The organism is Terriglobales bacterium, from assembly GCA_035457425.1.
Taxonomy (GTDB): domain Bacteria; phylum Acidobacteriota; class Terriglobia; order Terriglobales; family Acidobacteriaceae; genus JACPNR01.
Genome location: DATIBR010000089.1, coordinates 21,928 through 43,199, shown reverse-complemented (window position 1 = coordinate 43,199; position 21,272 = coordinate 21,928). Strand labels below are relative to the sequence as shown.

At 67.1% G+C, this 21,272-nt stretch carries 19 protein-coding genes and 1 other RNA gene; 12 read left to right on the top strand and 8 right to left on the bottom strand.

Annotated elements, in window-relative coordinates; all coding sequences use genetic code 11:
- Nucleotides 1-61: 61 nt before the first annotated feature.
- From VLA96_06770 to VLA96_06760, 3 genes are all read left to right on the top strand, one after another.
- The gene (locus tag VLA96_06770) at nt 62-1,204 is read left to right on the top strand and encodes an aminotransferase class I/II-fold pyridoxal phosphate-dependent enzyme (GenBank protein ID HSE48895.1); all 1,143 of its coding nucleotides are present in this window, start codon (nt 62-64) and stop codon (nt 1,202-1,204) included.
- 81 nt (nt 1,205-1,285) lie between these two features.
- Nucleotides 1,286-1,570 (top strand): hypothetical protein, encoded by a 285-nt coding sequence (locus VLA96_06765; GenBank protein ID HSE48894.1) that lies wholly within the window; start codon nt 1,286-1,288, stop codon nt 1,568-1,570.
- Nucleotides 1,571-1,739: 169 nt separating this feature from the next.
- Nucleotides 1,740-2,066 (top strand): cell division protein ZapA, encoded by a 327-nt coding sequence (locus tag VLA96_06760; GenBank protein ID HSE48893.1) that lies wholly within the window; start codon nt 1,740-1,742, stop codon nt 2,064-2,066.
- A 48-nt stretch (nt 2,067-2,114) separates the two neighbouring features.
- Here the strand turns inward: VLA96_06760 and VLA96_06755 are convergent, their stop codons facing one another.
- From VLA96_06755 to VLA96_06745, 3 genes are read right to left on the bottom strand one after another with little or no spacing between them, the layout of a single operon-like run.
- Nucleotides 2,115-3,713, bottom strand: a complete 1,599-nt coding sequence (locus VLA96_06755) for a sulfatase-like hydrolase/transferase (protein HSE48892.1) — start codon at nt 3,711-3,713, stop codon at nt 2,115-2,117.
- Nucleotides 3,713-5,134, bottom strand: coding sequence for a class I SAM-dependent methyltransferase (locus tag VLA96_06750; GenBank protein ID HSE48891.1), 1,422 nt, complete (start codon nt 5,132-5,134; stop codon nt 3,713-3,715). The genes VLA96_06755 and VLA96_06750 overlap by 1 nt, the downstream gene beginning before the upstream one ends.
- Before the next feature lie 10 nt (nt 5,135-5,144).
- On the bottom strand, nt 5,145-5,354 hold the full coding sequence (locus VLA96_06745) for a hypothetical protein (GenBank protein HSE48890.1): 210 nt from the start codon (nt 5,352-5,354) through the stop codon (nt 5,145-5,147).
- Nucleotides 5,355-5,480: 126 nt separating this feature from the next.
- On the opposite strand from VLA96_06745, the gene ssrS reads away from it, so the two are divergent.
- The 4 genes from ssrS to VLA96_06725 all read left to right on the top strand — a co-directional run bounded on the left by ssrS (nt 5,481) and on the right by VLA96_06725 (nt 8,784).
- A non-coding RNA gene (ssrS, locus tag VLA96_06740) (6S RNA) lies at nt 5,481-5,668 on the top strand.
- Between the two features lie 100 nt (nt 5,669-5,768).
- Nucleotides 5,769-6,626: a prolipoprotein diacylglyceryl transferase gene (gene lgt / locus VLA96_06735; GenBank protein HSE48889.1), complete on the top strand. Its 858-nt coding sequence runs from the start codon at nt 5,769-5,771 to the stop codon at nt 6,624-6,626.
- 78 nt (nt 6,627-6,704) lie between these two features.
- Nucleotides 6,705-7,682, top strand: a complete 978-nt coding sequence (locus tag VLA96_06730; protein ID HSE48888.1) for an RluA family pseudouridine synthase — start codon at nt 6,705-6,707, stop codon at nt 7,680-7,682.
- 34 nt (nt 7,683-7,716) lie between these two features.
- Nucleotides 7,717-8,784 (top strand): VWA domain-containing protein, encoded by a 1,068-nt coding sequence (locus tag VLA96_06725; protein ID HSE48887.1) that lies wholly within the window; start codon nt 7,717-7,719, stop codon nt 8,782-8,784.
- Between the two features lie 86 nt (nt 8,785-8,870).
- Here VLA96_06725 and VLA96_06720 read toward each other — a convergent pair whose 3' ends face one another.
- Entirely contained in the window at nt 8,871-9,821 is a 951-nt protein-coding gene (locus tag VLA96_06720) for a VWA domain-containing protein (GenBank protein HSE48886.1), read from the bottom strand.
- Between the two features lie 183 nt (nt 9,822-10,004).
- On the opposite strand from VLA96_06720, the gene VLA96_06715 reads away from it, so the two are divergent.
- Together VLA96_06715 and VLA96_06710 are read left to right on the top strand one after the other, a co-directional pair.
- Nucleotides 10,005-11,258 (top strand): VWA domain-containing protein, encoded by a 1,254-nt coding sequence (locus VLA96_06715; GenBank protein ID HSE48885.1) that lies wholly within the window; start codon nt 10,005-10,007, stop codon nt 11,256-11,258.
- 155 nt (nt 11,259-11,413) lie between these two features.
- Nucleotides 11,414-11,998 (top strand): GTPase domain-containing protein, encoded by a 585-nt coding sequence (locus VLA96_06710; protein HSE48884.1) that lies wholly within the window; start codon nt 11,414-11,416, stop codon nt 11,996-11,998.
- Between the two features lie 96 nt (nt 11,999-12,094).
- Here the strand turns inward: VLA96_06710 and VLA96_06705 are convergent, their stop codons facing one another.
- From VLA96_06705 to VLA96_06695, 3 genes are all read right to left on the bottom strand, one after another.
- The gene (locus VLA96_06705; protein HSE48883.1) at nt 12,095-12,622 is read right to left on the bottom strand and encodes a DinB family protein; all 528 of its coding nucleotides are present in this window, start codon (nt 12,620-12,622) and stop codon (nt 12,095-12,097) included.
- Nucleotides 12,623-12,804: 182 nt separating this feature from the next.
- Nucleotides 12,805-13,767 (bottom strand): branched-chain amino acid transaminase, encoded by a 963-nt coding sequence (locus tag VLA96_06700; protein HSE48882.1) that lies wholly within the window; start codon nt 13,765-13,767, stop codon nt 12,805-12,807.
- A 129-nt stretch (nt 13,768-13,896) separates the two neighbouring features.
- Nucleotides 13,897-15,402, bottom strand: coding sequence for a putative glycoside hydrolase (locus tag VLA96_06695; GenBank protein HSE48881.1), 1,506 nt, complete (start codon nt 15,400-15,402; stop codon nt 13,897-13,899).
- Between the two features lie 327 nt (nt 15,403-15,729).
- On the opposite strand from VLA96_06695, the gene VLA96_06690 reads away from it, so the two are divergent.
- From VLA96_06690 to VLA96_06680, 3 genes are all read left to right on the top strand, one after another.
- On the top strand, nt 15,730-16,884 hold the full coding sequence (locus tag VLA96_06690) for an AAA family ATPase (protein ID HSE48880.1): 1,155 nt from the start codon (nt 15,730-15,732) through the stop codon (nt 16,882-16,884).
- 147 nt (nt 16,885-17,031) lie between these two features.
- A complete protein-coding gene (locus VLA96_06685) occupies nt 17,032-18,489 on the top strand; it encodes a M48 family metalloprotease (GenBank protein ID HSE48879.1) in 1,458 nt (485 codons plus the stop codon).
- A gap of 129 nt (nt 18,490-18,618) precedes the next feature.
- A complete protein-coding gene (locus VLA96_06680) occupies nt 18,619-20,016 on the top strand; it encodes a M48 family metalloprotease (GenBank protein HSE48878.1) in 1,398 nt (465 codons plus the stop codon).
- A gap of 168 nt (nt 20,017-20,184) precedes the next feature.
- Here the strand turns inward: VLA96_06680 and VLA96_06675 are convergent, their stop codons facing one another.
- The gene (locus VLA96_06675) at nt 20,185-21,069 is read right to left on the bottom strand and encodes a hypothetical protein (protein HSE48877.1); all 885 of its coding nucleotides are present in this window, start codon (nt 21,067-21,069) and stop codon (nt 20,185-20,187) included.
- Nucleotides 21,070-21,272: the final 203 nt, after the last annotated feature.

Genomic DNA, 21,272 nt, shown 5'->3' with positions numbered 1-21,272 from the left:
CGTCCTCCTGTTTTCATTTGGTGTTCGGGACTACAATCCGCCGGATAGTCGCGAGGACATCATGGCCGTATCGCGTCGCTCTTTCCTTCGCACCGGCGGCATCGGACTTGCCGCCGCCACGCTTCCGCTTCCCGCCCTTGCACAAAAGTGTGGCGAGCCGCCGCGCGCTCCGCGGCCCGGGGGCCCGATCCTCCTGAACGGCAACGAGAACCCCTACGGGCCGCTGCCCAGCGTGAAGGCCGTGATGGCAGGGACGCTGGAGACCGCGAATCGCTATCCCGACTTCCGTTACGAAGAGCTGATCGGCGCGATCGCGAAACTGCACAAGGTGAAGCCGGCGCAGGTGCACGTGGGCTGCGGCTCGACCGAGATCCTGAAGATGGCGGCCGACGAGTTCGCCGCCGCGCCCGCGCGCCTGGTGGTGGCCGAGCCGACGTTCGAGGCCATCGTGCACTACGCCGAGGCGGAGAAGGCGAACATCGTGCGCGTCCCGCTGCGCCCCGATCACTCGCACGACTTGATGGGCATGTTGAAGGCGATGGGCGCCGGCCCGGGCCTGTTCTACATCTGCAACCCGAACAATCCGACCGCGTCGCTCACCGCGCGCGCCGAACTCGACGACTTCCTGAAGCGCGTCCCTCCGAACACCTACGTCCTGATGGACGAGGCGTATCACCACTTCGCGGTGGGCGCACCGGGATACACGTCGTACCTCGACCCGTGGGTCGCGGACGACCGCGTGATCGTCGCGCGCACGTTCTCGAAGGTCTATGGGATGGCGGGGCTGCGGCTGGGGTATGCCGTCAGCGGCGAAGAGACGCTCAAGCGCCTGAACACCGAAGAACTGTACGACAACGTGAACTGCGTGGCGGCGCGCTGCGGCACGCTCGCGCTCGGCGCGACTGCGGAGATGCAGGCGGCGGTCGAGCGCAACGCCCGCGACCGCGCCGCGTTCCTGGCGGAGTGCCAGCGGCGCCGCATCCAGGCCATCCCCACCTACGCGAACTTCGCGATGATCTACTGCGGCAGCGTGGCGCGCGAGGTGCGCGCCTCGATGCACGCGCAGGGCATCCGCATCGGGCGGCCGTTCCCGCCGATGTTGAAGTGGTGCCGCATCTCCTTCGGCACGCCGGAGGAGATGGCGCAGTTCTGGATGACGTGGGACGGGCTGAAGGACTGCCTGGGCGAGATCCGCGAGACGTAGCGCGCGGCGTTGTGCAAAAGTTTCTTGACCGCCTGCGTTATACTGCGCTCGCGCCACCGCAAAAAGAGGAGAACGCACCGCATGACCGTGAAGGCCCAGCGCGAGCTCGACGCCGAATTCACCGCCGACGATTTCCAGGCACTGGAGCAGAAAGTCTTCCAGACGGTGGAGATGCTGAAGGCGGCGCGCGCCGCGCAGCAGGCCGCCGAGCGCGACGCCCGCCGCCTGCGCGAGCAGTTCGGCCAGCGCGACGACGAGTTCGAGTCCATGCGCGCCGAGCTCATCGCCCTGCGCAAGGACCGCGAGGAAGTCCGCGGCCGCGTCGAGAAGCTCCTCCGGCAGATCGACCAGCTCACCGCCGAGTAAACAGCCTTTACCGGCTAACTTCGGGTTTCTTCCGGTTTTTGCCCGCTAACCTCCGAACCCCGCCCGCAAGTTTTCCTTTGCTTAATTGCACTTCCGGTACATAATCGGCTCAGGCGAACCCGCGACACATACAAACAACACGATGCCGACTCCAACCCAGGAGAGAGCGGTGACGACGAAGCCGAACGGAAACGGGAACGGCAATAGCGTCCGCGTCGAGATCTTCGATCAAGCCTACAACCTCCGTGGTACCGACCCGGAATACATCTTCAAGCTGGCGGAGTACGTCGACATGAAGATGCGTTCGGTGGCCGAGCAGACCTCGACCATCGACTCGGTGCGGCTGGCCGTGCTCGCCGCGCTGAACATCGCCGACGAGTACCAGATCCTGAAGAAGAAGTACGAGGCCATCGCCGGGGATTACAACGCGCGCGCCCACCAGCTGCACGACATGCTGAACGAGGCGCTCGAGGAATCGCGGCGCGCCGTGAGCTAGGAGCGCCGGCGTCTCGCCGGCAGGGGCGGCGGCGTCCCGCCGCCGCGGTCATTTCCTGTAGACGCTGTACGGGCTCTCGCCGATGGTCCGGTGAGCGTCGAGCCACGCCGCGGCGCCGGCGGCGTCCTTCACTTCCCCGCGCACGATGGCCAGCACCAGTTCGCGCGTCAGCACGGTGTTGAACGCTGGCTCGTAGCTCCGCGCGCCCCCGCCCGGCAGCTTCACCAGGAACGGCACGCGGTGGTCGATGGGCCCGAGCGCGCGCCGGTCGTCTTCCGCCCAGCCGAAGTGCGTGCTCCAGAAGTCGGACCGCCACCAGTGGTCCGCCGAGACCACGACCACGCTGTTCTGCCACACGCCGGCTTTTTCCATCGCGGCGCGTATCTCGCCCAGCGCGCGGTCCGTGAGCGCGAGGTTGTCGAGGTAGCCGCGCTCTTCGGAGGTCGAGAACTGCCCGGTCCGGCGGTCGTAGATGCCGTGCGGATGCGGCACGCCGAGATGCAGGATGACCATACCCATCTGCGGGTCGGCGGCGTGGGCGACCGCGCGCGGCTCGAGCTCGCGGTAATCCTGCAGCTCCTCCGCGCGCTCGCGCTCGCCCGCGCTCACGAATCCCGGGATGTGCCGCAGCTCCCACGTCACGGTCGGGATGTCGAGCAGCTCGTCGAGCATGCTGACCGCGATGCCGGAATCGCGCCGCACCTCGCCCAGCAGCAGCCCGCCGTCCTCCCAGTCGCAGCGCGCGAGCTTTTCGGCGATGCCTGCGATGCGGCAGTACGGATGCCACCACGCGGTCAGCGCCACGTTCATGCCGAGGCCGTGCGCGTCGGCGAAGATGCCGGGCTCGCGGCTCCAGCGCCGCGGCGTCTGGTCCTCGCCGAAGTAGAGCACCAGGTCGTCAGAGCCGAGCGGCGTGGCTCTCGACACGAGCTTGCCGGTGAACAGCGCGGGGAGCGATAGCTCGGTCGCGCGCGCCGGCGGGTAGGCGTTCGTCGCGAAGAGCGATTCCGCGCGCAGCCGGTCGAACTCCGGCATCTGCACCGAGGGATCGCGCGCCAGGAACGCCTGCTTCATGTCGAGCTCGTCGAAGACGATCCACACCACGCGCGGCCCCGCGTAGCCGGGCCGCATCGCCGCCGGCGGCAGGTCGCGAAAGTTCAGCTTCGCGTTGACCTGGTAGAGCAGCCACGCGCCCTGCGCGAAGGTGACGAGCACGAAGGGGCTCCCGATCAGCAGCAGCACGGCCGCGGCGTGCGCGATGCGGTCGCGCCAGCGCGCGAACACAGCGAGCGCGATCGCCGTCACCAGCGCGAACAGCAGGATGCCGGCCGCAAAGCCGAACTTCTGGTGATAGAAGACCGCCTGCTTGTTCCACTGCGCGGTGAGCAGAAAGATGACGAAGAACGCCCAGCGGACCGCGGCGCGCGCCAACCTGCTGCCGCTGCGCTCCGCCAGTTCCACCACGGTCCAGAAGACGAACGCGAGCAGCGCCACGTCGAGCATCAGGCCGAACATCAGCCCGTTCGGCGGCTGCTTCGAGTAGTACGCCAGCTTGCCGTTGAGCAGCTCCTTCCACAGGCGAAGGAACATGACGTTCGCGAGCGAGAGCGCGACCAGGAAACGCTTCCCTGCCGTCATCGCGCCCATCAGGCGGCCTTCTTGCGCAGCAGATAGAGCGTGCGCGTGCCCTGCTCGAGCTTCCGGACAATGGCGAATCTCCGCTGCGCGGCGGCTTCGAACGCGGCGGGCGTGAGCTCGCGGTGCAGGGCGTCGCGTCCGCGCGTCAGGCGCTTGAACATCGCGTCGGCGGGGTCGACGTATTCGACGACGGCGGCGTCGCGCGTGAGCTCGGCGGCGAGCGCGAGCACGTCGTCAAGCGGAATGCGCTCGCTCACCAGCATGTGGTGGATGAGCGCGAGCAGCAGCACCAGGTCGAAGCGGCCGCGCGCGCGCTCCAGCCACGCCGGGCACTCGCGGTTGCGCCATCCGGTCGCCGGCGACGGCCGCGTCAGGTCCACTACCAGCGGCAGAACATCCGCCTGGCGCGATCGCGCCTCGCGGAACACGCGGTCGACGACCTCGGGATCGTAATCGAGCGCGACCACGCTCGTGCCCGCGCGCTCCGCCGCCAGGAGACTGAAGAACCCGGTGTTACAGCCGGCGTCGAGCACGCTCTTCGGGGCGACCTCGGCCAGCGCCGCGCGCACGAACTGCTCCTTGCCGGCGAACTGCTGCTCCGAGTAGCTGTGCGTCTTCATGTAGTCGGACCAGGTGGACTTGTCGGCGGCGGGCGCGAGCGCGTCGAGCTTGCCGCGCAGCCCGCGCAACTGCGCGCCCAGGACGTAGCGCGCCTGCTCGGGATCGTTCAGCAGCTTGGGCTGGTAGATGGTCTGGTCATCGGCGGAGTGCTTCGCGCCGAGGCGCGTCGGCATGGTGACGAGGCCGAGCAGCGGCGGCAGCCAGCGCTCGACCGGCCCGGTCATGCGGTACAGGTCCTCGGGCTCCAGCCCGTCGCGATGGGCGAGGAAGACGTCGCGCAGCGGGAGCTTGAACTTCTTCCACGCCAGCAGCGGCAGCAGGAAGGTGCGGACGAACTGCGCATACGGCAGCCAGGTGGCGTCACGTGGCTCGCGGCGCTCCACCGAGAGCACGTCGACGAAGACCGGCTGCGAGCCGCGGAACAGCACGTTGTACGGCGTGGCGTCCTTCAGCCCCAGGCCGGCGCCGGGCAGCGCGGCAGCCAGTTCCAGCGTCAACACGCCGGCGGCGTGCAACATCGCCGGCGACCACTCGTAAGCGTACGCCGGGAACGCGATGCGCTCGTGCTCCACCACGCGCGCCGCGCCGGCGAACAGCGGCTGCAACTCCGCGGGCGCGTCGGTCACCGTCGTGGTCCGCACCAGCCGGCCATCGCTCAGCAGCTTCTGCGCGAGCGGCGACGCGAGGAACGCGTCCAGGTCGGCAAGCGCCTCTGCGCGCACGCCGCGCAGCACCCGGTCGCCCAGCAACACCACGCGGCCGGCGGGATCGCGGAACGAGGCAGCTTCGGCGGCGCGCAGGTCGCTCATCGCGCGCGCACTACTCCGGCTTGTCGTCGGTGGATTTTGCTCCGAACAGCTTGAAGAAGAACTTGCGGAAGTAGAAGGACGCGCCCAGGAAGGCGGCCACCAGGCCCTGCCAGATCAGCATGCCCGACCCGGGGTCGGTGTAGGCGTGCGCCGGCCGCTCGCTCGCCACCACGAAAAGCAGCACGGCTGCGATCGCCGCCAGGTATGACTTTCTCGGCAAAACAGGATTCTCCCAGGGGACTGCCTAGATTTTATCAGCGCGTGCGCGCCGTAGCACTTGCGATGCCAACTTTTTGGCCCGGCTCCCTTGTCAGCGACCGCGCTTTTCTCTACTCTGCGAATGAGAGCCGGCCTGCAAAGTTTGTGCAGGTGTAACCGCTTTTTTGAACCAACATTCAAACAATAGGGAGCTCGGCTCGCCGGTCCGGTGTGCGATGCTCCGCCATGCGGAGATGCCTAAAGGGCCGCGGAGGGTTCCCACCGTCGCTTGCGACGGTTCAAAAAACGGCCACCTCACGGCCCCGCGGGTCGGTCTTTCATTTGTGATTTGGTAATTTGTAACTGGTAATTGCGTCAGGATCGTCGGGCCGCGGCTCTCCATTACCGATTACAAATTACCGATTACAGATCCTCCTTGTTTCCCCGCCTCTTCCATCTCGGTGACTTCTCGCTGCCCACCTACGGCGTGCTCTCGGCCGTCGGGCTGCTGCTCGGCCTGGTGATCTGCGTGCGCCTCGCCAAGCGCGCGGGCATCGACGGCGACCGCGCCTGGGACCTCGGCATCTGGGCGATCATCAGCGCCATCGTGGGCGCCAAGCTCATGTTGTTCGTCACCGATTGGGGACCCCACGCCGAGCTGGTGCGGCTGGCGTTCGCGCGCGAGACGCTGCCCGCGCTCCTGCACTGGGACCTGGCGAACCGGCACGCGGCGGCGCTGTTCGTGCTCATCCAGGCAGGCGGCGTGTGGTACGGCGGCCTGCTGTTCGGCTCGCTCATCGCGTGGCTCTACATGCGGCGCCACCACATGCCCGCGCTCAAGACCTTCGACGCTTACACGCCCGGCATCGCCTTCGGGCACATCCTCGGGCGCATCGGATGCTTCGCCGCCGGATGCTGCTACGGCCGCCCGACCGACAAGCCCTGGGGCGTCACCTTCACCGACCCGCTCGCCTACCAGAACTCGGGCACGCCGCTCGGCATCCCGCTCCATCCGACACAGCTCTATGAGGCCGCCACGAACACGGTGATCTTCCTCGCGGTGCTCTGGCTCTTCCGCCACAAGCGGTTCGACGGCCAGGTGCTGGGCGCCTACTTCTTCCTCTACGGCGTGGCACGCTACTTCCTCGAATTCTTCCGCGACGACCCCGAGCGCGGCCTGGTCTTCGGCGGCGCCATGACGGTGACGCAGTTGGTCGCGCTCTGCCTGGTCGCCGCCGGCGGCGCGCTCTGGCTGCGCCGGCCCGCGCCACGCAGCGCTCCTGCCGTCGCCTAGTACTTCTTCGCGGACTCGGTCCGCCTCTGCGTTCTCTGCGTTTCAAGCTTTTTGCCCGCGGCTGCTATTCTGCGCACCGTGAGCCAGACGTTCCACGTCTCGCCTGCCGTTGCCGGTCTTCGCCTCGACCGCTTCCTCGTCGAGCAGCTGCCGGACGTGAGCCGCGCGCGCGTGCAGGAGCTGATCGCACAGGGCGCGGTCGCGGTCGACGGCAAGCCCGCGAAGCCTAGCCTGAAGCTGCGTGGCGGCCAGAGGGTCGACGTCGCCGCGGCCGCCGGGCGCCCGCCCATCAAGGCGGTCGCCGAGGACATCCCGCTCGAAGTCGTTCACGAGGACAAGCAGCTCGCCGTCATCGACAAGCCCGCGGGGATGATGGTGCACGCGGGCGCCGCCAAAGCCGATGATCCCCGCAACCGCGGCACGCTGGTCAACGCGCTGCTCCACCGCTTCGGGAAGCTCTCCTCCGGCGGCCATGCGCTGCGCCCGGGCATCGTCCACCGCCTCGACAAGGAGACCAGTGGGCTGCTGGTGGTCGCCAAGGACGACGTCACGCACCGCAAGCTGCAGGAGCAGTTTGCCGGCCGCAACGTCAGCAAGAAATATGTCGCGCTGGTGCACGGCTGGCCGAAGCAGGACTCCGGCGCCATCGACCTGCCCATCGCGCGCGACCCCAAGCGCCGCACGCGCATGACCACGAGGGCGCGGAGCGGGCGCGCGGCGCTCTCGCACTACCGCGTGCTGCGGCGCGTCAGCTCGAAGTTCGGCAAGTTCGCCCTGGTCGAGGTGCGCATCGCCACCGGCCGCACCCACCAGATCCGCGTGCACCTGGCCGCGCTCGGGCATCCGGTGGCCGGCGATACGCTCTACGGCGCGCCCGCCGAGCTCAAGAGCGGCAAGGGCAAGCTCGTCCTCGGACGTAACTTCTTACACGCCGCGGAACTCGGATTTACGCACCCCACCACCGGCAAGACCATGCGCTTTCGTGCCTCGCTTCCGCCGGCACTGCGTGATTTCATGAACAAACTCGGCGAAACAGAGCTGCCGGATGGCATCTAATCTGCTAGCCACTCAGACTATAATGAAGTTTCCGATGCGTATCTTTCTGTGTGTCCTCGTTCTGGCCGGGCTGGCGTGCGCCCAGGAGTTGCCGGCAGCGCCCTCGGCTGCCAGGAGCGGCGCCCAGCAGCCCGCCGCGCCCGCTGCTACGACGCCGGCTGACGCGACGCCCGCGCCTGCCCCCGCGCCCGAGCCGCCCAAACCGGCTCCTGCCGCGGCCGCTGCCACTGCGCCCGCCAACGACGAAGAGATCGCCGACCCCGGCACGGTCATCGTCAAGCGCGTCAATGAGGTCAACGTCATCTTCACCGTCACCGACAAGGGCGGCCGCTTCGTGAAGGGCCTGAAGCAGGCCGACTTCACCGTGCTCGACGACAAGAAGCCGCCCCAGTCCCTGGTCGCCTTCCGCAGCGAGACCAACCTGCCCATCCGCGCCGCCCTGCTCATCGACTCCTCCAACTCCATCCGCGACCGCTTCAACTTCGAGCTCGAAGCTTCCGCCGAGTTCCTGAGCCAGACCATCCGCCCCAAGGTGGACAAGGCCATCGTCTACGGTTTCGACTCCACTCCCGACCCGGTGGTGGAGAACTTCACCGACTCGACCGAGCAGATGGTCAGCGGCCTGCGCCGGCTGCGCCCGGGCGGCGGCACCGCGGTCTGGGACATCGTCTACCGCATCAGCCGCGACAAGCTCGGCAAGCTCGATGAGCCCTTCGCCGTCCGCCGCGTGATGGTCCTCATCTCCGACGGCGACGACAACCAGAGCCGCGTCAGCTTCCAGGAGGCGATGGACATGGCGCAGCGCGCCGAGGTCATCGTCTACGCCATCAGCACCAACATCTCGGGCGTGGTCTCGCGCGGCGACAAGCGCCTGGAAGAGCTCGCCGAGGCCACCGGCGGCCGCGTCTTCTATCCCATGAACCTCGACGACATCGCCGAGAAGTTCGTGAAGATCCAGGAAGAGCTGCGCAGCCAGTACGCCGTGGCCTACAAGCCCACCGACTTCGTCGCCGACGGCCGCTACCGCTCCATCGACATCCTGGCTTCCAACAAGAAGTTCAAGGTGCGCGCCCGCAAGGGCTATTACGCGCCGAAGCAGTAAGAGCGATTAGCGATTAGCAATCAAAAGAGCCCGCGCGAGCGGGCTCTTTTGCGTGAGGTGGTTTCACTGATCGCTGATCGCTAACGCTACTCCGCGTTCGCGTAGTACCCCTTGCGCGCCTGCACCTTGTAGTCCTGTTTGCTCTTGATCTCGACGCGCCGGAAGGTGCCGTCGCGCTTGTTGTTGGTCGGCGTGTAGCCGATGGAGTACTGGCTGCGCAGCTCGAGCGCGATCTGGTCGAAGGCGGCTTTGAGCTTCTCGAACTTGTCGCCCACGCGGATGACGCGCCCGCCGGTCTGCTCGGCGAGCTGCTTCATGGCGCCTTCGCCGTCGCCGAACTGCGCGAACTCGCGATCCTGGATAAGCAGGACGTAGCAGATGGTATCGGCGCGCTGCGCGGACTCGACGGCGAGCTTGAGCGTGGTCTGGCTGCCCTGGTCCACGCCGTCGGTGAGGATGATCATCGCCTTGCGGCCGACCTCGCGCCCCAGCTTCTCGTCGGCGCCGAGCCAGATGGCGTCGTACAGCAGCGTGCCGCGCGGCGGACGCGTGGTCGGGAGCGGGCCGCCGCCCAGCCCCGGTGGCGCGCCGTACATCCCGCCGCCCGTGTTGATGCGCGCCCGATACAGTCCATCGCGCAGCTCGCGCCGCGAGCTGGTGAAATCCTGCAGCAGGTCCACGTTCACGTCGAAGCTGATCACGAACGCCATGTCCTTGGGACCGAGCACGTCGGAGAGGAAACGGCTCCCTACCTCCTTCTCCATCTCGATCACGCGCTGCATGCTGCCGGAGGAGTCGATCAGCAGCCCCAGCGTCAGCGGCTGGTTGCTCTCGGAGGAGAAGTACTTGATGGTCTGCTTCTTCTCGTCCTCGTAGAGCTCGAAGTCGCCGGGCTTGAGGTCGGGGATCAGCCCGCCGCGCTTGTCCTTCACGTTGAAGAACACGTTGACGACGTCCACCGACACCTTGAAGTTGAAGTCGTCGTCGTTGCGCCGGTCCGGCGGCTCCTGCTGCGGCGCCGGCTCGGTGTTGGTCACCGCCGGAGCCTGGGCGAGCCCCGGCGCGCAGAAAAGAAGGAGCGCGAACGCGAAGCTCGCGCATCGAATCAAGAGACGCGGGAATGCTGGGGCTGGCACTTTTGTTATCGCCTGTTCTTTATTGTATTTTAGATGCAGCTACTCAGCCGAACGGCACAAGCCAAAGCTGCGGAAAAAGGACTCATGAGACGCTGGATGAAGGGGTACGCCGTGGTCGCGCTGCTCGTGGCACTGGCCTGGATGGCCTTCGCCCAGACTGACCCGCAGCAGACCATCCCGGACGCTCCCTCGGCCACCAAGCCGCAGGCTAATCCCTTCCCCGCCGATGCGCCCAAGGCGCCCGCGAACTCGCGCGAGTCGCGCTCCACCCCGACCAAGCCCAACGAGCCGCCGGTGAACACGCCGGCGCCCGACGCAACCCAGGACGTCCCGGGCGCCGGCGAGGTCGGTGGCCGCGAGCAGATGTACACCCTGAGCGTCACGACCAACCAGGTGTTCGTGCCGGTGACGGTGCGCGACTCCGACGGCCGCCGCGTCGAGGGCCTGACCGTCCGCGACTTCTCCGTCTATGAGGACGGCATCCGCCAACCCATCAACTTCTTCACCAGCGACCCCTTCCCGCTTTCGGTGGCGGTGCTGGTCGACATCGGCATGCCCGACGTCGAGATGCGCAAAGTCAACGAGACCCTGCCGAACATCGTGAGCGCGTTCAGCCAGTACGACGAAGTGTCGATGTACACCTACGGCAACTCGGTCTCGCGCGTCATCGACTTCTCTGCGGTCAACGAGAAGCTGAGTGCGGGCATCAAGCGGGCGCGCAAGCCGGGGCGTTCCGGCGGCGGCGTCGCCATGGCCGGCGGCCCAATGAGCGCCGGGCCCTCCGTCAACGGCCATCCCATCGACCCGAATACGCCGGTGATGAACACGCCGCGCATGGAGTCGCGCGTGTTGAACGACGCCATCCTGCTGGCCGGCCAGGACCTCTCGCGCCGCCCGCGCGACCGCCGCAAGATCATCTTCGTCATCTCCGACGGCCGCGAGCAAGGCAGCCGCGCCCGCTACGACGACGTCCGCAAGGTGCTGCTCTCCAACGACGTCACCGTCTACGCCATCAACGTGGGCGACTCCGCCCTGCCCGGCTACGACACCCTCAGCCGCGTCCACATCCCTTACTCCAGCTACCAGAACCTGCTGCCGCGCTACGTCCGCGATACCGGCGGCCAGATCTACCAGGAGTTCGGCCGCGAAGCCATCGAGAACGCCTACTCCGGCGTCACCGAGGTCGCCCGCAACCAGTACACCCTGGGTTACAAGACCAAGAATGCCGTGGCCGGCAACTACCGCTCCATCGAGGTCCGCGTCCACCGCGGCGGCTTGCGCATCTCGGCCCGCGACGGCTACTATCCGCTGCCGCCCCCTCGTCCCCAGGCCCAGTAGCGAACCGGGCTCCCGGCAGCACCAAAGTCACCTGCAACCCGTTTCGGCCGTGTGATATAACCGAACGTGCATTTCACGTAGTCGATCTGCACTGTATCCCCCTTCGCCCGCGCGGCCCACCCCCGAGCCCCTCGGAGCGATGACAGAGGCAAGGCTTGAGCTTCATCAATTTCGCGGCCCGCGAGATCAACTGCAAGATCGTCTATTACGGCGCCGGTCTCGGCGGCAAGACGACCAATCTGCAGGTGGTCTTCGACAAGACCGGTGACAAGCAGAAGGGCAAGATGATCTCGCTTGCCACCGAGACGGACCGCACCCTCTTCTTCGACTTCCTGCCGCTCGACCTGGGGACGGTCCGCGGCTTCAAGACCCGCTTCCACCTCTACACCGTGCCCGGACAGGTCTTCTACGACGCCAGCCGCAAGCTCATCCTGCGCGGCGTCGACGGTGTGGTCTTCGTCGCCGACTCGCAGGAAGAGCGCATGGACGCCAACATCGAAGCGCTCGAGAACCTGCACGAGAACCTGAAGGAACACGGCTACGACTTCGCCAAGATCCCCTACGTCCTCCAGCTCAACAAGCGCGACCTGCCCAACGTCCTGCCCGTCGAGAAGCTCAAGCAGGAGCTGGTGAAGAAGGGTGAGCCGGTGTTCGAGGCCGTCGCCTACCAGGGCACCGGCGTCTTCGAGACGCTCAAGGAAGTCGCCCGCCAGGTCCTGGTCGAGCTCAAGAAGGGCTAACCACCAGACAAAAACCACCGAGAACACGAAGGACGCAGAGGTGTCTTTTGCTTCATTCCCTCTGCGTCCTTTTGCGTCCTCTGTGGTGTTGGCTTCTTACTGCCCCATCGGGGTGTCGGCGCTGCCGCCGTAGATGTCCGGCACCTTCCCGCCGCAAGGGCGCAGGTACGCCGCCAGTTGCCCGCGGTGATGGATGCTGTGGTTGTTCATGAACAGGATGTAGGCGTACGCCGGGAAGTTCATGCCGAAGAACTCGCGGCTCTCGGCGATCTTCTCCGGGCTGAGCGCGCGGACTTTCGTGAGCGCCGCCTTCATCTTGCCTTCGTACCACTTCGCCATCTCGGCGGTGGTCTTGGGGCGTTCCTTCTCGAAGCGCGGGTCGGGGAAGGCGAACTTCCCTTCCGCGATCTGCTCCAGGAAGATCACGTCCTCGCTGGCGATGTGCCAGGCGAGGTCGCCGGCGCAGCGCGATTTCGCGTCCGGCTTCCAATCCGCTTTTTCGTCGGGCACGGCGCGGATCACGTTGGCGGTCTTCGGGATCTCGGACTCGATGGCCTGCAGCAGGAATTCGCGCACTCCCGCGGCAAACTCGGTTTTGGCTTCGGCTGGTGCGGTGGTAGGCATGGGAACTCTCCTTATGATTCCAGTGTGGTGGGCGCCGGCGACCCCGGCGTCGGGGTTCAGATGCGGTAGCTCAAGGAACGACGCAACATTTTGCAGCGATTGGCAGCGCTTTGTCATCCGCGGAAGAAGCCCGCAATGAAAAAGGCTGCCTTTCGGCAGCCTTTCCATCAAATCAGCGATCGCTAGACGCCGACCGGCTGCTTGTTCTCGACCGGCACGGGCGTGAGCCAGTGATGGCGGTCCGCCACCTTGCCGTGCACGATGCCGAAGAACTCCTTCTGCAGCGCCTTGGTGATCGGACCGGGGCGGCCGTCGGCGACGGTGATCTTGTCGACCGACCGGATGGGCGTGATCTCCGCCGCGGTACCGGTGAAGAACACTTCGTCGGCCACGTACAGCATCTCGCGCGGGATCATCTGCTCGGCGATCGGGATCTTCATCTCCGCCGCCAGGTGCAGCACCGAGTCACGCGTGATGCCCGGCAGCACCGAGTTCCCCAGCGGCGGCGTCACCAGCTTGCCGTGCCGCACGATGAACAGGTTCTCGCCCGAGCCTTCGCTCACGTAGCCGTTCACGTCGAGCGCGATGCCCTCCACGTATCCGTTGAGGATGGCTTCCATCTTGATGAGCTGCGAGTTCATGTAGTTCGCGCCCGACTTCGACATCGCCGGCATGGTGTTCGGCGCCAGCCGCGCCCACGACGACACGCACACGTCCACGCCTTCCTCGGCGCCGCCGTGCCCGGCCGCTGCTGCCAGGTACTTGCCCCACTCGTAGTTCGCGATGTAGACCTCGGTCGGCGAATTGAACGGGTTCACGCCCACTTCGCCGTAGCCCCGCAGGATGATGGGCCGGATGTAGCACGGCCAGGTCTTGTTGGCTTTCACCAGTTCGACCATGCCCTCGACCAGCTCGTCCTCGGTGAACGGGCAGTCGATGCGGTAGATCTTCGCCGACATCACCAGGCGCCGCGCATGCTCGCGCGCCCGGAAGATCGCCGGACCGTTGGGCTGCTGGTAGCACCGCACGCCCTCGAATACGCTCGAGCCGTAGTTCACTACGTGCGACATCACGTGGATGGTCGCCTCTTCCCACTTGATCAGCTTCCCGTTGTGCCAGATCTTCTCGGTCTTCTTAATGGCCATTCCGGCGCTCCTTGATGCGCACTCCAGTATTTTGGCGAAAGCTGGGAAGATCGCTACCCGACATTATAACCGTAGGCTCTCGCAGCCCAATCCAGAGTTTTTGATGAAAGACAGCCCGGCGAGGACTCGCTATTGCAGGCCGGCCGCGGTCGTCGCCGCGCGCTTCTCGCCCTGGAAGAACTTCTCCGGCGCCTGCCGCATCGTTCCCATCGCCGTGAACGGCTTGGAGTAGTCATTGCGCGCATTCCAGAACAGGAAGCCGATCCCGCCCTGCTTCTTCGCGGTCGCCACCTGCGTCTCGATGTACGCCGGCGAATACGTCCTGGTCCGCCACCCGAACGCCTGCAGCCACGGCCGCAGCACCACGCCCGACTCCGCGGTGACCTTGCGGAAGCGCGCCATCGACTCCCCGATGAAGTGCTCGGGCGCGTCGCCCGGCAGCGCGTACCCGTCCATCCCGAAGAAGTGCGACGGGTAGATCATGGGCGAGAGCACGTCGCAATGCTCCGCCAGTCGCGCGATGTCCTGCCCGACGTGCGCCAGGTCGATGGGCCGCTGCCACGCCACCACCCCGAAGACGTCGAGTGAGAACAGCACGCCCCGCGGGCGCAGCTCGCGCTGCGAGCGTGCCACGAAATCGGTGATGACGTCGGCTCGCGTCCGCTTCTCCGCTTCCTGGTATGCGAACTTCGCGTCCGCCTGGTCGCCTTCCGCCGGGAACCGCACGTAGTCGTACTGGATCTCGTCCACGCCGCCGGCCGCGGCCGTCTGCGCCAGCGCGATGTTGTAGTCCTGCACTTCGTCGCGCGAGGGGTCGGTCCACACCAGCTTGCCGTTCTCGCGCCACGCGCCGCCGCCGCGCCGCGACTGCACCGCCAGCTCCGGATGCCGCCGCACCAGCAGCTCGTCGCGGAAGATGGCGATGCGCGCGATCACGTGCATTCCCTGGCGGTGCGCCCAGCGCACGAACTTCGGCAGGTTGCGGATCGGCCGGTTGCGCCCGCCCGCCGCCAGTGGATGCGCGAACGGGATATTGACCGAGCCGTCACTATCCTTCACGTCGAACACGATGGCGTTCCCGCCCACGTCGCGCCAGCGCTCGATGATCCGCATGCCCGTCTCCGAGCCCGCCATCGTCCCTGTCAGGTAGATGGCGCGCACCTCGAAGTCCTTCGCGCGCGCCACCGGCTTCTCGACGACCGGTTGCGGCTCGATGTCGGGGATCGCGACCTGCGTCCCGCCCTTCAGGAAGTCGCCGCGCAGTTGCGGGTTGGCGCGGCGGATCGCCGCTTCCAGTTCGCGCGTGGTCATGTACGGCGTCTCGGGCAGGTACATGCGCGCGATCGTCACCACCGCTTCCCCGGGCTTCGCGGTGTGGACCCGCGCGTTCGCCGGCGGCTCGGGTTCGGCGGTCGGCGCCGGAGGCTGGATCTTCGCGGGCGGGATGCGCGCCGGCGCCGGCGATCCGGCAACCGTGAACGCCACCGGCTCGATGCGGGTCGTCGCGCGCGCGCGCGTCGCCGGGTGCGCAGCGGTCGGACCGTTGCTCGATCGGGGCGCGAAGAATACCAGCAGCGCTACGGCGGCCGAGACGAGCACGAGCAAGGCAGGAAGGAACCCGCGGGGTCGAGACATGGTCCGCTTTCGTCCAGAGCAGGGGGAAGCTCGCGGCGATAGTAGCACGCCTCGGCAGCTGCTCTGGTTGACTGCTTAGACGCCCCGCCGATTACGGAAGATGCGCGCCGCATCGTCCTTCCGGCGCTGTGGAAATCCGCCGCCCCTGCCGTGGTGCAACTTTCAGCATCTAACCCATCCAGGTGGGGATGGCCCGATGGTTACTGATTCGCCAACAGCTGAAACTCTGGCGCGTGATTTGCAACTCGCTGAGTCTCTCCTCCATCTCACCAACGTCATACCTCCGCCGGCGCGCGGAGCGGGCCCGCGTACCGGAAAGGCCCAACTATGAGGACTGGTCTTAATACCGCACTCGATCCCACCAAGCGCAGCAGCGACGCGCAGGACTTCGACACATCTCTCCGCCGCAAGATCGTCGGGCAGGACGCCGCGATCGAAAAGGTCGCCGAGATCTACCAGATGTTCCTCGCGGGGCTGAATCCTCCGGGACGTCCCATCGGCAACCTGCTCTTCCTCGGACCGACCGGCTCGGGCAAGACCCGCGTGGTCGAAGCCATGGCCGAGACGCTGTTCGGCGACGCGCGCGCCTGCATCAAGATCGACTGCGCCGAGTTCCAGCACTCCCACGAGATCGCCAAGCTCATCGGCTCGCCCCCGGGTTACCTCGGCCACCGCGAGACGCACCCGCTGCTCACGCAGGAAGCGCTCAACCAGTGGCACACCGAGAAGCTCAAGCTCTCGCTCCTGCTGTTCGACGAGATCGAGAAGGCCTCCGACTCGCTCTGGCAGCTGCTGCTCGGCATCCTCGACAAGGCCACGCTCACCCTCGGCGACAACCGCCGCGTCGACCTGTCGCAGTGCATCATCATCATGACCTCCAACCTCGGCGCCGGCGAGATGAACGAACTCATCAACGGCATGATGGGCTTTGCGCAGCCGCAAGCGCACCTCGACAATCGCATCGACGAGAAGATCAACCGCACCGCCGTCGAAGCCGCTCGGCGCAAGTTCTCGCCCGAGTTCATGAACCGCATCGACAAGGTCGTGGTCTTCAAGATGCTCAAGCCCGAACACCTCGAGCAGATCCTCGAGATCGAGCTCGGCATGGTGCAGCAGCGCATCCTGCAGGCCACCGGCAACAACCAGTTCGTCTTCTCCTGCACGCCCAAGGTGAAGCGCTTCCTGCTCGAGGAAGGCACCGACCCGAAGTACGGCGCGCGCCACTTGAAGCGCTCCATCGAGAAGAACGTCGTCTTCCCGCTCGCCAACCTGGTCGCCACCGGGCAGGTCAAGCTGGGCGACTTCGTCCGCATCGACATGGACGCCAGCAACACACTGTGCTTCGTGAAGGAAGCCGAGGGCGCGCTGGTGCCGGTGCTGCTCGAGAAGTACGGCCAGGAAGCCGCCTCCGCCACCGCCGCGGCCAAGAGCGGCCGCACCACCACGCGCGAGCGCGGCGCCGGCTCCCTGCTCGACAAGTGACCTCGATCCTCCCCCCGCAAAGCGCCGGCCGCGGCCGGCGCTTTTGCTTCGCGACCCTCGCCGCTGCCACTAGACACGGGCCGCTTTCCCCGCATCTAACCTATCCAGACTCTCAGGATTTATGATGATTGCCCCTCAGGAGGCACTATGAGACTCCGCTCCCTGCCCGCGCGCCTGGTCGCGCTCACCCTGGCGCTGGCGCTGGTCGCTCCGCAGCTCGCCCTCGCTCGCTACCAGCCCACGACCGGCCGCAACGCCTTCACCGAAGAGCAGGAGATCGAGATCGGCAAGCAGGCCGCCGCCGAGGTCTACAAGAAGTATCCCGTGCTGCCCGACAGCGACCCGCTCACCCGCTACGTGCAGAGGCTCGGCAACCGCCTGGCCGCCAACGCCCCCGGCTACAAGTGGCCCTACAACTTCCACGTCGTGAACCAGAAGGAGATCAACGCCTTCGCCCTGCCGGGCGGCCCGATGTTCATCAACGTCGGCACCATCCAGGCGGCCGACAACGAAGCGCAGCTCGCCGGCGTGATGGCGCACGAGCTCGCGCACGTGGTGCAGCGCCACGCCACCCGCGCCTACACCAAGCAGCAGGTTCCCTCCGCGCTCGCGCAGATCGCCGGCGCCATCCTCGGTTCCCGGGGCGGCACGCTCGGCGGGCTCGGGCAGATCGCGCTCCAGGTCGGCGTCGGCTCCTACTTCATGAAGAACACCCGCGACGCCGAGCGCGAGGCGGACCTCGTCGGCACCGACGTCATGTACGACACCGGCTACGACCCGCACCAGATGGCCGTCTTCTTCCAGAAACTGGAAGCGCAGGGCGGCTCGCGCGGGCCGGAGTTCTTCAGCGACCACCCCAATCCCGGCAACCGCGCCGCCGCCGTCAGCGCCGAAGTGAATACGCTCCCCGCCAGGAGCTTCCAGCGGGACTCCGCCGACTTCACCAATGCCAAGCGCGCGGCTGCGGGATTGAAGCCGCTGACCGCGCAGCAGATCGCCGAGCAGCAGAAGAAAGGCGGCTTCTCCAACGGCCAGGCCGCTTCCGGCGGCGCCACCGCCGGCGGGACTTCTCCCGCGACCATGGGCCCGCTCGCCCGTGGCGACGTCATGCCGAGCGGCAGCTTCCGGCAGTTCCAGCACTCCGCCTTCACCATCAAGTATCCGGACAACTGGCAGATCACCGGCAACAACAGCTCGCAGGAGGTCACCTTCGCGCCGCGCGGCGGCGCCTCCGATAACAGCACCGCCTACGGCGTCCTGGTCGGCGGACAGCAGGTGCGGAACGCCCGCTCCCTCGACGACGCCACCGCCCAGCTCATCCAGGATTGGAGGCAGGGGAACCCCGACCTGCGCACCGCCGGCTCGCCCGAAGACATCCGCGTCAACGGCGTCTCGGCGAAGTCGGTCGACCTGCTGAACACCTCGCCCATCAAGGACTCGAGCGGCCGCACCGTGCGCGAGCGCGATTGGCTGGTCACGCTGCCCTACGGCCAGCAGGGCATCCTGTACGTCGTGTTCATCGCGCCCGAGACCGACTTCGACGCGCTCCGCACCAGCGCCTTCGAGCCCATGCTGCGCTCGCTCCACATCCAGCAGCCGCAATGAGTTGTTAGCTGCGAGTTGCTAGTTGCGAGTCGCGGGGGCTCCCTGGCGACTAGCGACTGGCAGCTCGCGGCCACTAACAACCTGCAACGAACAACGAACGACTAGCTCCTCGCGCGCATCTATCTCTCCATGCACGCCCGTCGCACCATCGCCCTTTTCCTCGCCCTCGTCCTGACCGGATGCGCAGCGCGCCAGACTGGCCCGCTCCAGCCCGGCCCCGACGCCTTCCCCCAGCCCGGCGGCTTCAACGCCTTCTCCGTCGACCAGGAGGTCGAGATCGGCAAGCAGGCGGCCGCCGAAGCCGAGCGCCAGCTCCCCATGGTCGCGCCGCGCGACCCGCTCTCCGACTACGTCAGCACGCTCGGCCACAAGCTGGCCGCCCAGCTGCCGGACAAGCGCTACGTCTACAGCTTCAAGGTCGTGAACCAGAAAGAGATCAACGCCTTCGCGCTGCCGGGCGGGCCGGTGTATGTGAACGTCGGCACCGTGCAGGCCGCCGACAACGAGGCGCAGCTCGCCGGCGTCATCGCCCACGAGATCGCGCACGTCTACATGCGGCACGCCACCCACAACGCCTCGCGCCAGATGGCCGCCTCCATCCCGCTCCAGATCCTCGGCGGCATGCTCGGTAAGGGCATGGGCGGACAGCTCGCCCGCCTCGGCCTGAGCTTCGGCGTGGGCTCCATCTTCCTCAAGTACAGCCGCGACGCCGAGAGCGAAGCCGACCGCGTCGGCGCCAAGATCATGTACGAAGCCGGCTACGACCCGCACGCCATGGCCGCGTTCTTCGAGAACCTGAAAGCCGAGGGCGGCGGCAGCGGCGGCCCGCAGTTCCTCAGCGACCACCCCGACCCCGGCAATCGCGCGCAGGCGGTGAATGACGCCATCAGCCAGCTGCCGCCGAAGACTTACGTCAAGAACAGCAACGACTTCACGCGCGCCAAGGCCGAAGCCGCCAGGATGAAGCCGCTGACGGCGCAGCAGATCGCGCAACAGCAGCAGCAGCGCCAGCCGCAGGTCACCCAGGCCTCGGCGGCCGACATCCTGCCGAGCCGCGATTTCCGCACCCTGAACCACTCGCAGTTCCAGCTCGCGTACCCGTCGAACTGGCAGGTGTTCGGCGACCAGAACTCGGCGGTCACCATCGCGCCCCGCGCCGGCGTCTCGCAGGACGCCATCGCTTACGGCGTCGTCATCAGCGGCATGCGGCCGCAGCAAGCGCAGTCGCTCGAGCAGTCCACCCAGCAGATCTACGAATTCCTGCGCCAGTCGAACCCGCAGTTGCAGCAGTCCGGCCAGGTACAGCGCACCAGCCTCAACGGCATGGAAGCGATGGTCGTGCCCATGGTCGGCCCGTCGCCCCTGCGCGACTCGAGCGGCGCCGCCGCCCCTGAGCGCGACCTGCTCGTCACCAGCCTGCGCTCCGACGGTACCGTCATCTTCATGCTGTTCATCGCGCCCCAGGCGCACTGGGAGCAGCTCAGCCCGGCATATCAGGAGATGTTAAGGAGCTTCCGGACGCGCTAGGCCACCGCGTGGGCAGGCGCCGGTGACTCGCCGGCGCGGCGAAACGCTCCAGTCCCGCGCAGCGGGACGCCATTCGTTTAGCCCAGCACGTAAGTGCTGGGATACCCGCGCACACCCCGATGCCGAGTCGGCTTCAGCCGACGACACAGATTCTTTGACCTTGGCTTGCTAGCGGGCTTTGACGCCCGCTTCGACCTTCGCGCGCTCTTCGTCGCTCATCTGCGACCAGACGGAGCGGCGCGTGCTTTCCAGGCGGAGATTGTGCGGGTCGGCGGCGAACGCCTGCGAGAACCAGGCGTAGGCGGTCACGCGGTCCGGCTCGACGCACGTGCCGGTCAGGTACATCGCGCCCATCTTCGTCATGGCCTTGGGATTCTCGCCCGCGCCGCGCAGGGCGCGCAGCGCCTCGTTGCACTGCCCCGCGGCGATGAAGCTGTCGGCCTGCTTCACCACCGCGTCCGAGAACTCGCGCGCCGCCGCGCGAGTCTCGGGCTTCTGCTCTTCTGACTTCGGCTGCTCCGGCTCCGCCGAATCGCTCTCTGATCTCGGTTCCTCCGGCTGCGCCGCCGCGTCGCTCTTCCCTTTCGGCTTCACTTCCTCCGATTTCGGCGCTTCGGTCGCCGGCTTGGCCGTCTTGTCGCTCTCGGCGCCCGACGCCGGCTGCGCCTGCGTCTCCTCGGGCGCGGCGGGCTCGTTGCGGACCGCGGGCTCTTCGGCCGGCTGCGTGGCCGCCGGCTTCGCCGGCTCCGGCTGGCTGGCGCGCAGCCTGCCGGCTCTCCATTGCATGCCGAACAGCGCCACCACGCCCAGCAGCAGGAGCATCAGCGCCCAGAAGCGCCAGCTGATCTCGCGCTCCGGCTTTTCGTACTCCGCGCTCCCCAGCCCCAGGAACGACGGCGCCGGCTCGCTCGCGTGATAGGTCCCGCGCCGCTCGCTGCGCTCCTCGTAGCGCGCCGCGTCGTCCGGCAGACGCCGCACCGGCGGCACCAGGTTCGCCTCCGGACGCGCCGGTCCTTCCTGGACGGGGGCGTGGCCGAACTCTTCCCGCTTCAACTCGCTCCGGGCGGCGGAGCGACGGCCGCGTTCCGGCAGCCGTTCGCCGCACATCCCGCAGAAGCGGTTCTCATCGGGATTTCGATGTGCACATTCAGGACAATACAAAGGATTCCTCCAATCGAAGGGCGCCGATGTGGCGCCGGCGTCTCGCCGGCGGTCGCCGCCGCAAGACCCGCGCTACAGCTTGGAACCATCCAGCA

Excerpts from the sequence above, each read along its gene's own strand:
- VLA96_06725 (HSE48887.1), top strand. The coding sequence starts at position 7,717 with ATGCGTATCTTTCTGTGTGTCCTCGTTCTGGCCGGGCTGGCGTGCGCC.
- VLA96_06695 (HSE48881.1), bottom strand. The coding sequence starts at position 15,402 with ATGTCTCGACCCCGCGGGTTCCTTCCTGCCTTGCTCGTGCTCGTCTCG.
- VLA96_06700 (HSE48882.1), bottom strand. The coding sequence starts at position 13,767 with ATGGCCATTAAGAAGACCGAGAAGATCTGGCACAACGGGAAGCTGATC.
- VLA96_06750 (HSE48891.1), bottom strand. The coding sequence starts at position 5,134 with ATGAGCGACCTGCGCGCCGCCGAAGCTGCCTCGTTCCGCGATCCCGCC.
- VLA96_06705 (HSE48883.1), bottom strand. The coding sequence starts at position 12,622 with ATGCCTACCACCGCACCAGCCGAAGCCAAAACCGAGTTTGCCGCGGGA.
- VLA96_06690 (HSE48880.1), top strand. The coding sequence starts at position 15,730 with ATGAGGACTGGTCTTAATACCGCACTCGATCCCACCAAGCGCAGCAGC.
- VLA96_06715 (HSE48885.1), top strand. The coding sequence starts at position 10,005 with ATGAGACGCTGGATGAAGGGGTACGCCGTGGTCGCGCTGCTCGTGGCA.
- VLA96_06770 (HSE48895.1), top strand. The coding sequence starts at position 62 with ATGGCCGTATCGCGTCGCTCTTTCCTTCGCACCGGCGGCATCGGACTT.
- VLA96_06765 (HSE48894.1), top strand. The coding sequence starts at position 1,286 with ATGACCGTGAAGGCCCAGCGCGAGCTCGACGCCGAATTCACCGCCGAC.
- VLA96_06680 (HSE48878.1), top strand. The coding sequence starts at position 18,619 with ATGCACGCCCGTCGCACCATCGCCCTTTTCCTCGCCCTCGTCCTGACC.
- VLA96_06685 (HSE48879.1), top strand. The coding sequence starts at position 17,032 with ATGAGACTCCGCTCCCTGCCCGCGCGCCTGGTCGCGCTCACCCTGGCG.
- VLA96_06755 (HSE48892.1), bottom strand. The coding sequence starts at position 3,713 with ATGGGCGCGATGACGGCAGGGAAGCGTTTCCTGGTCGCGCTCTCGCTC.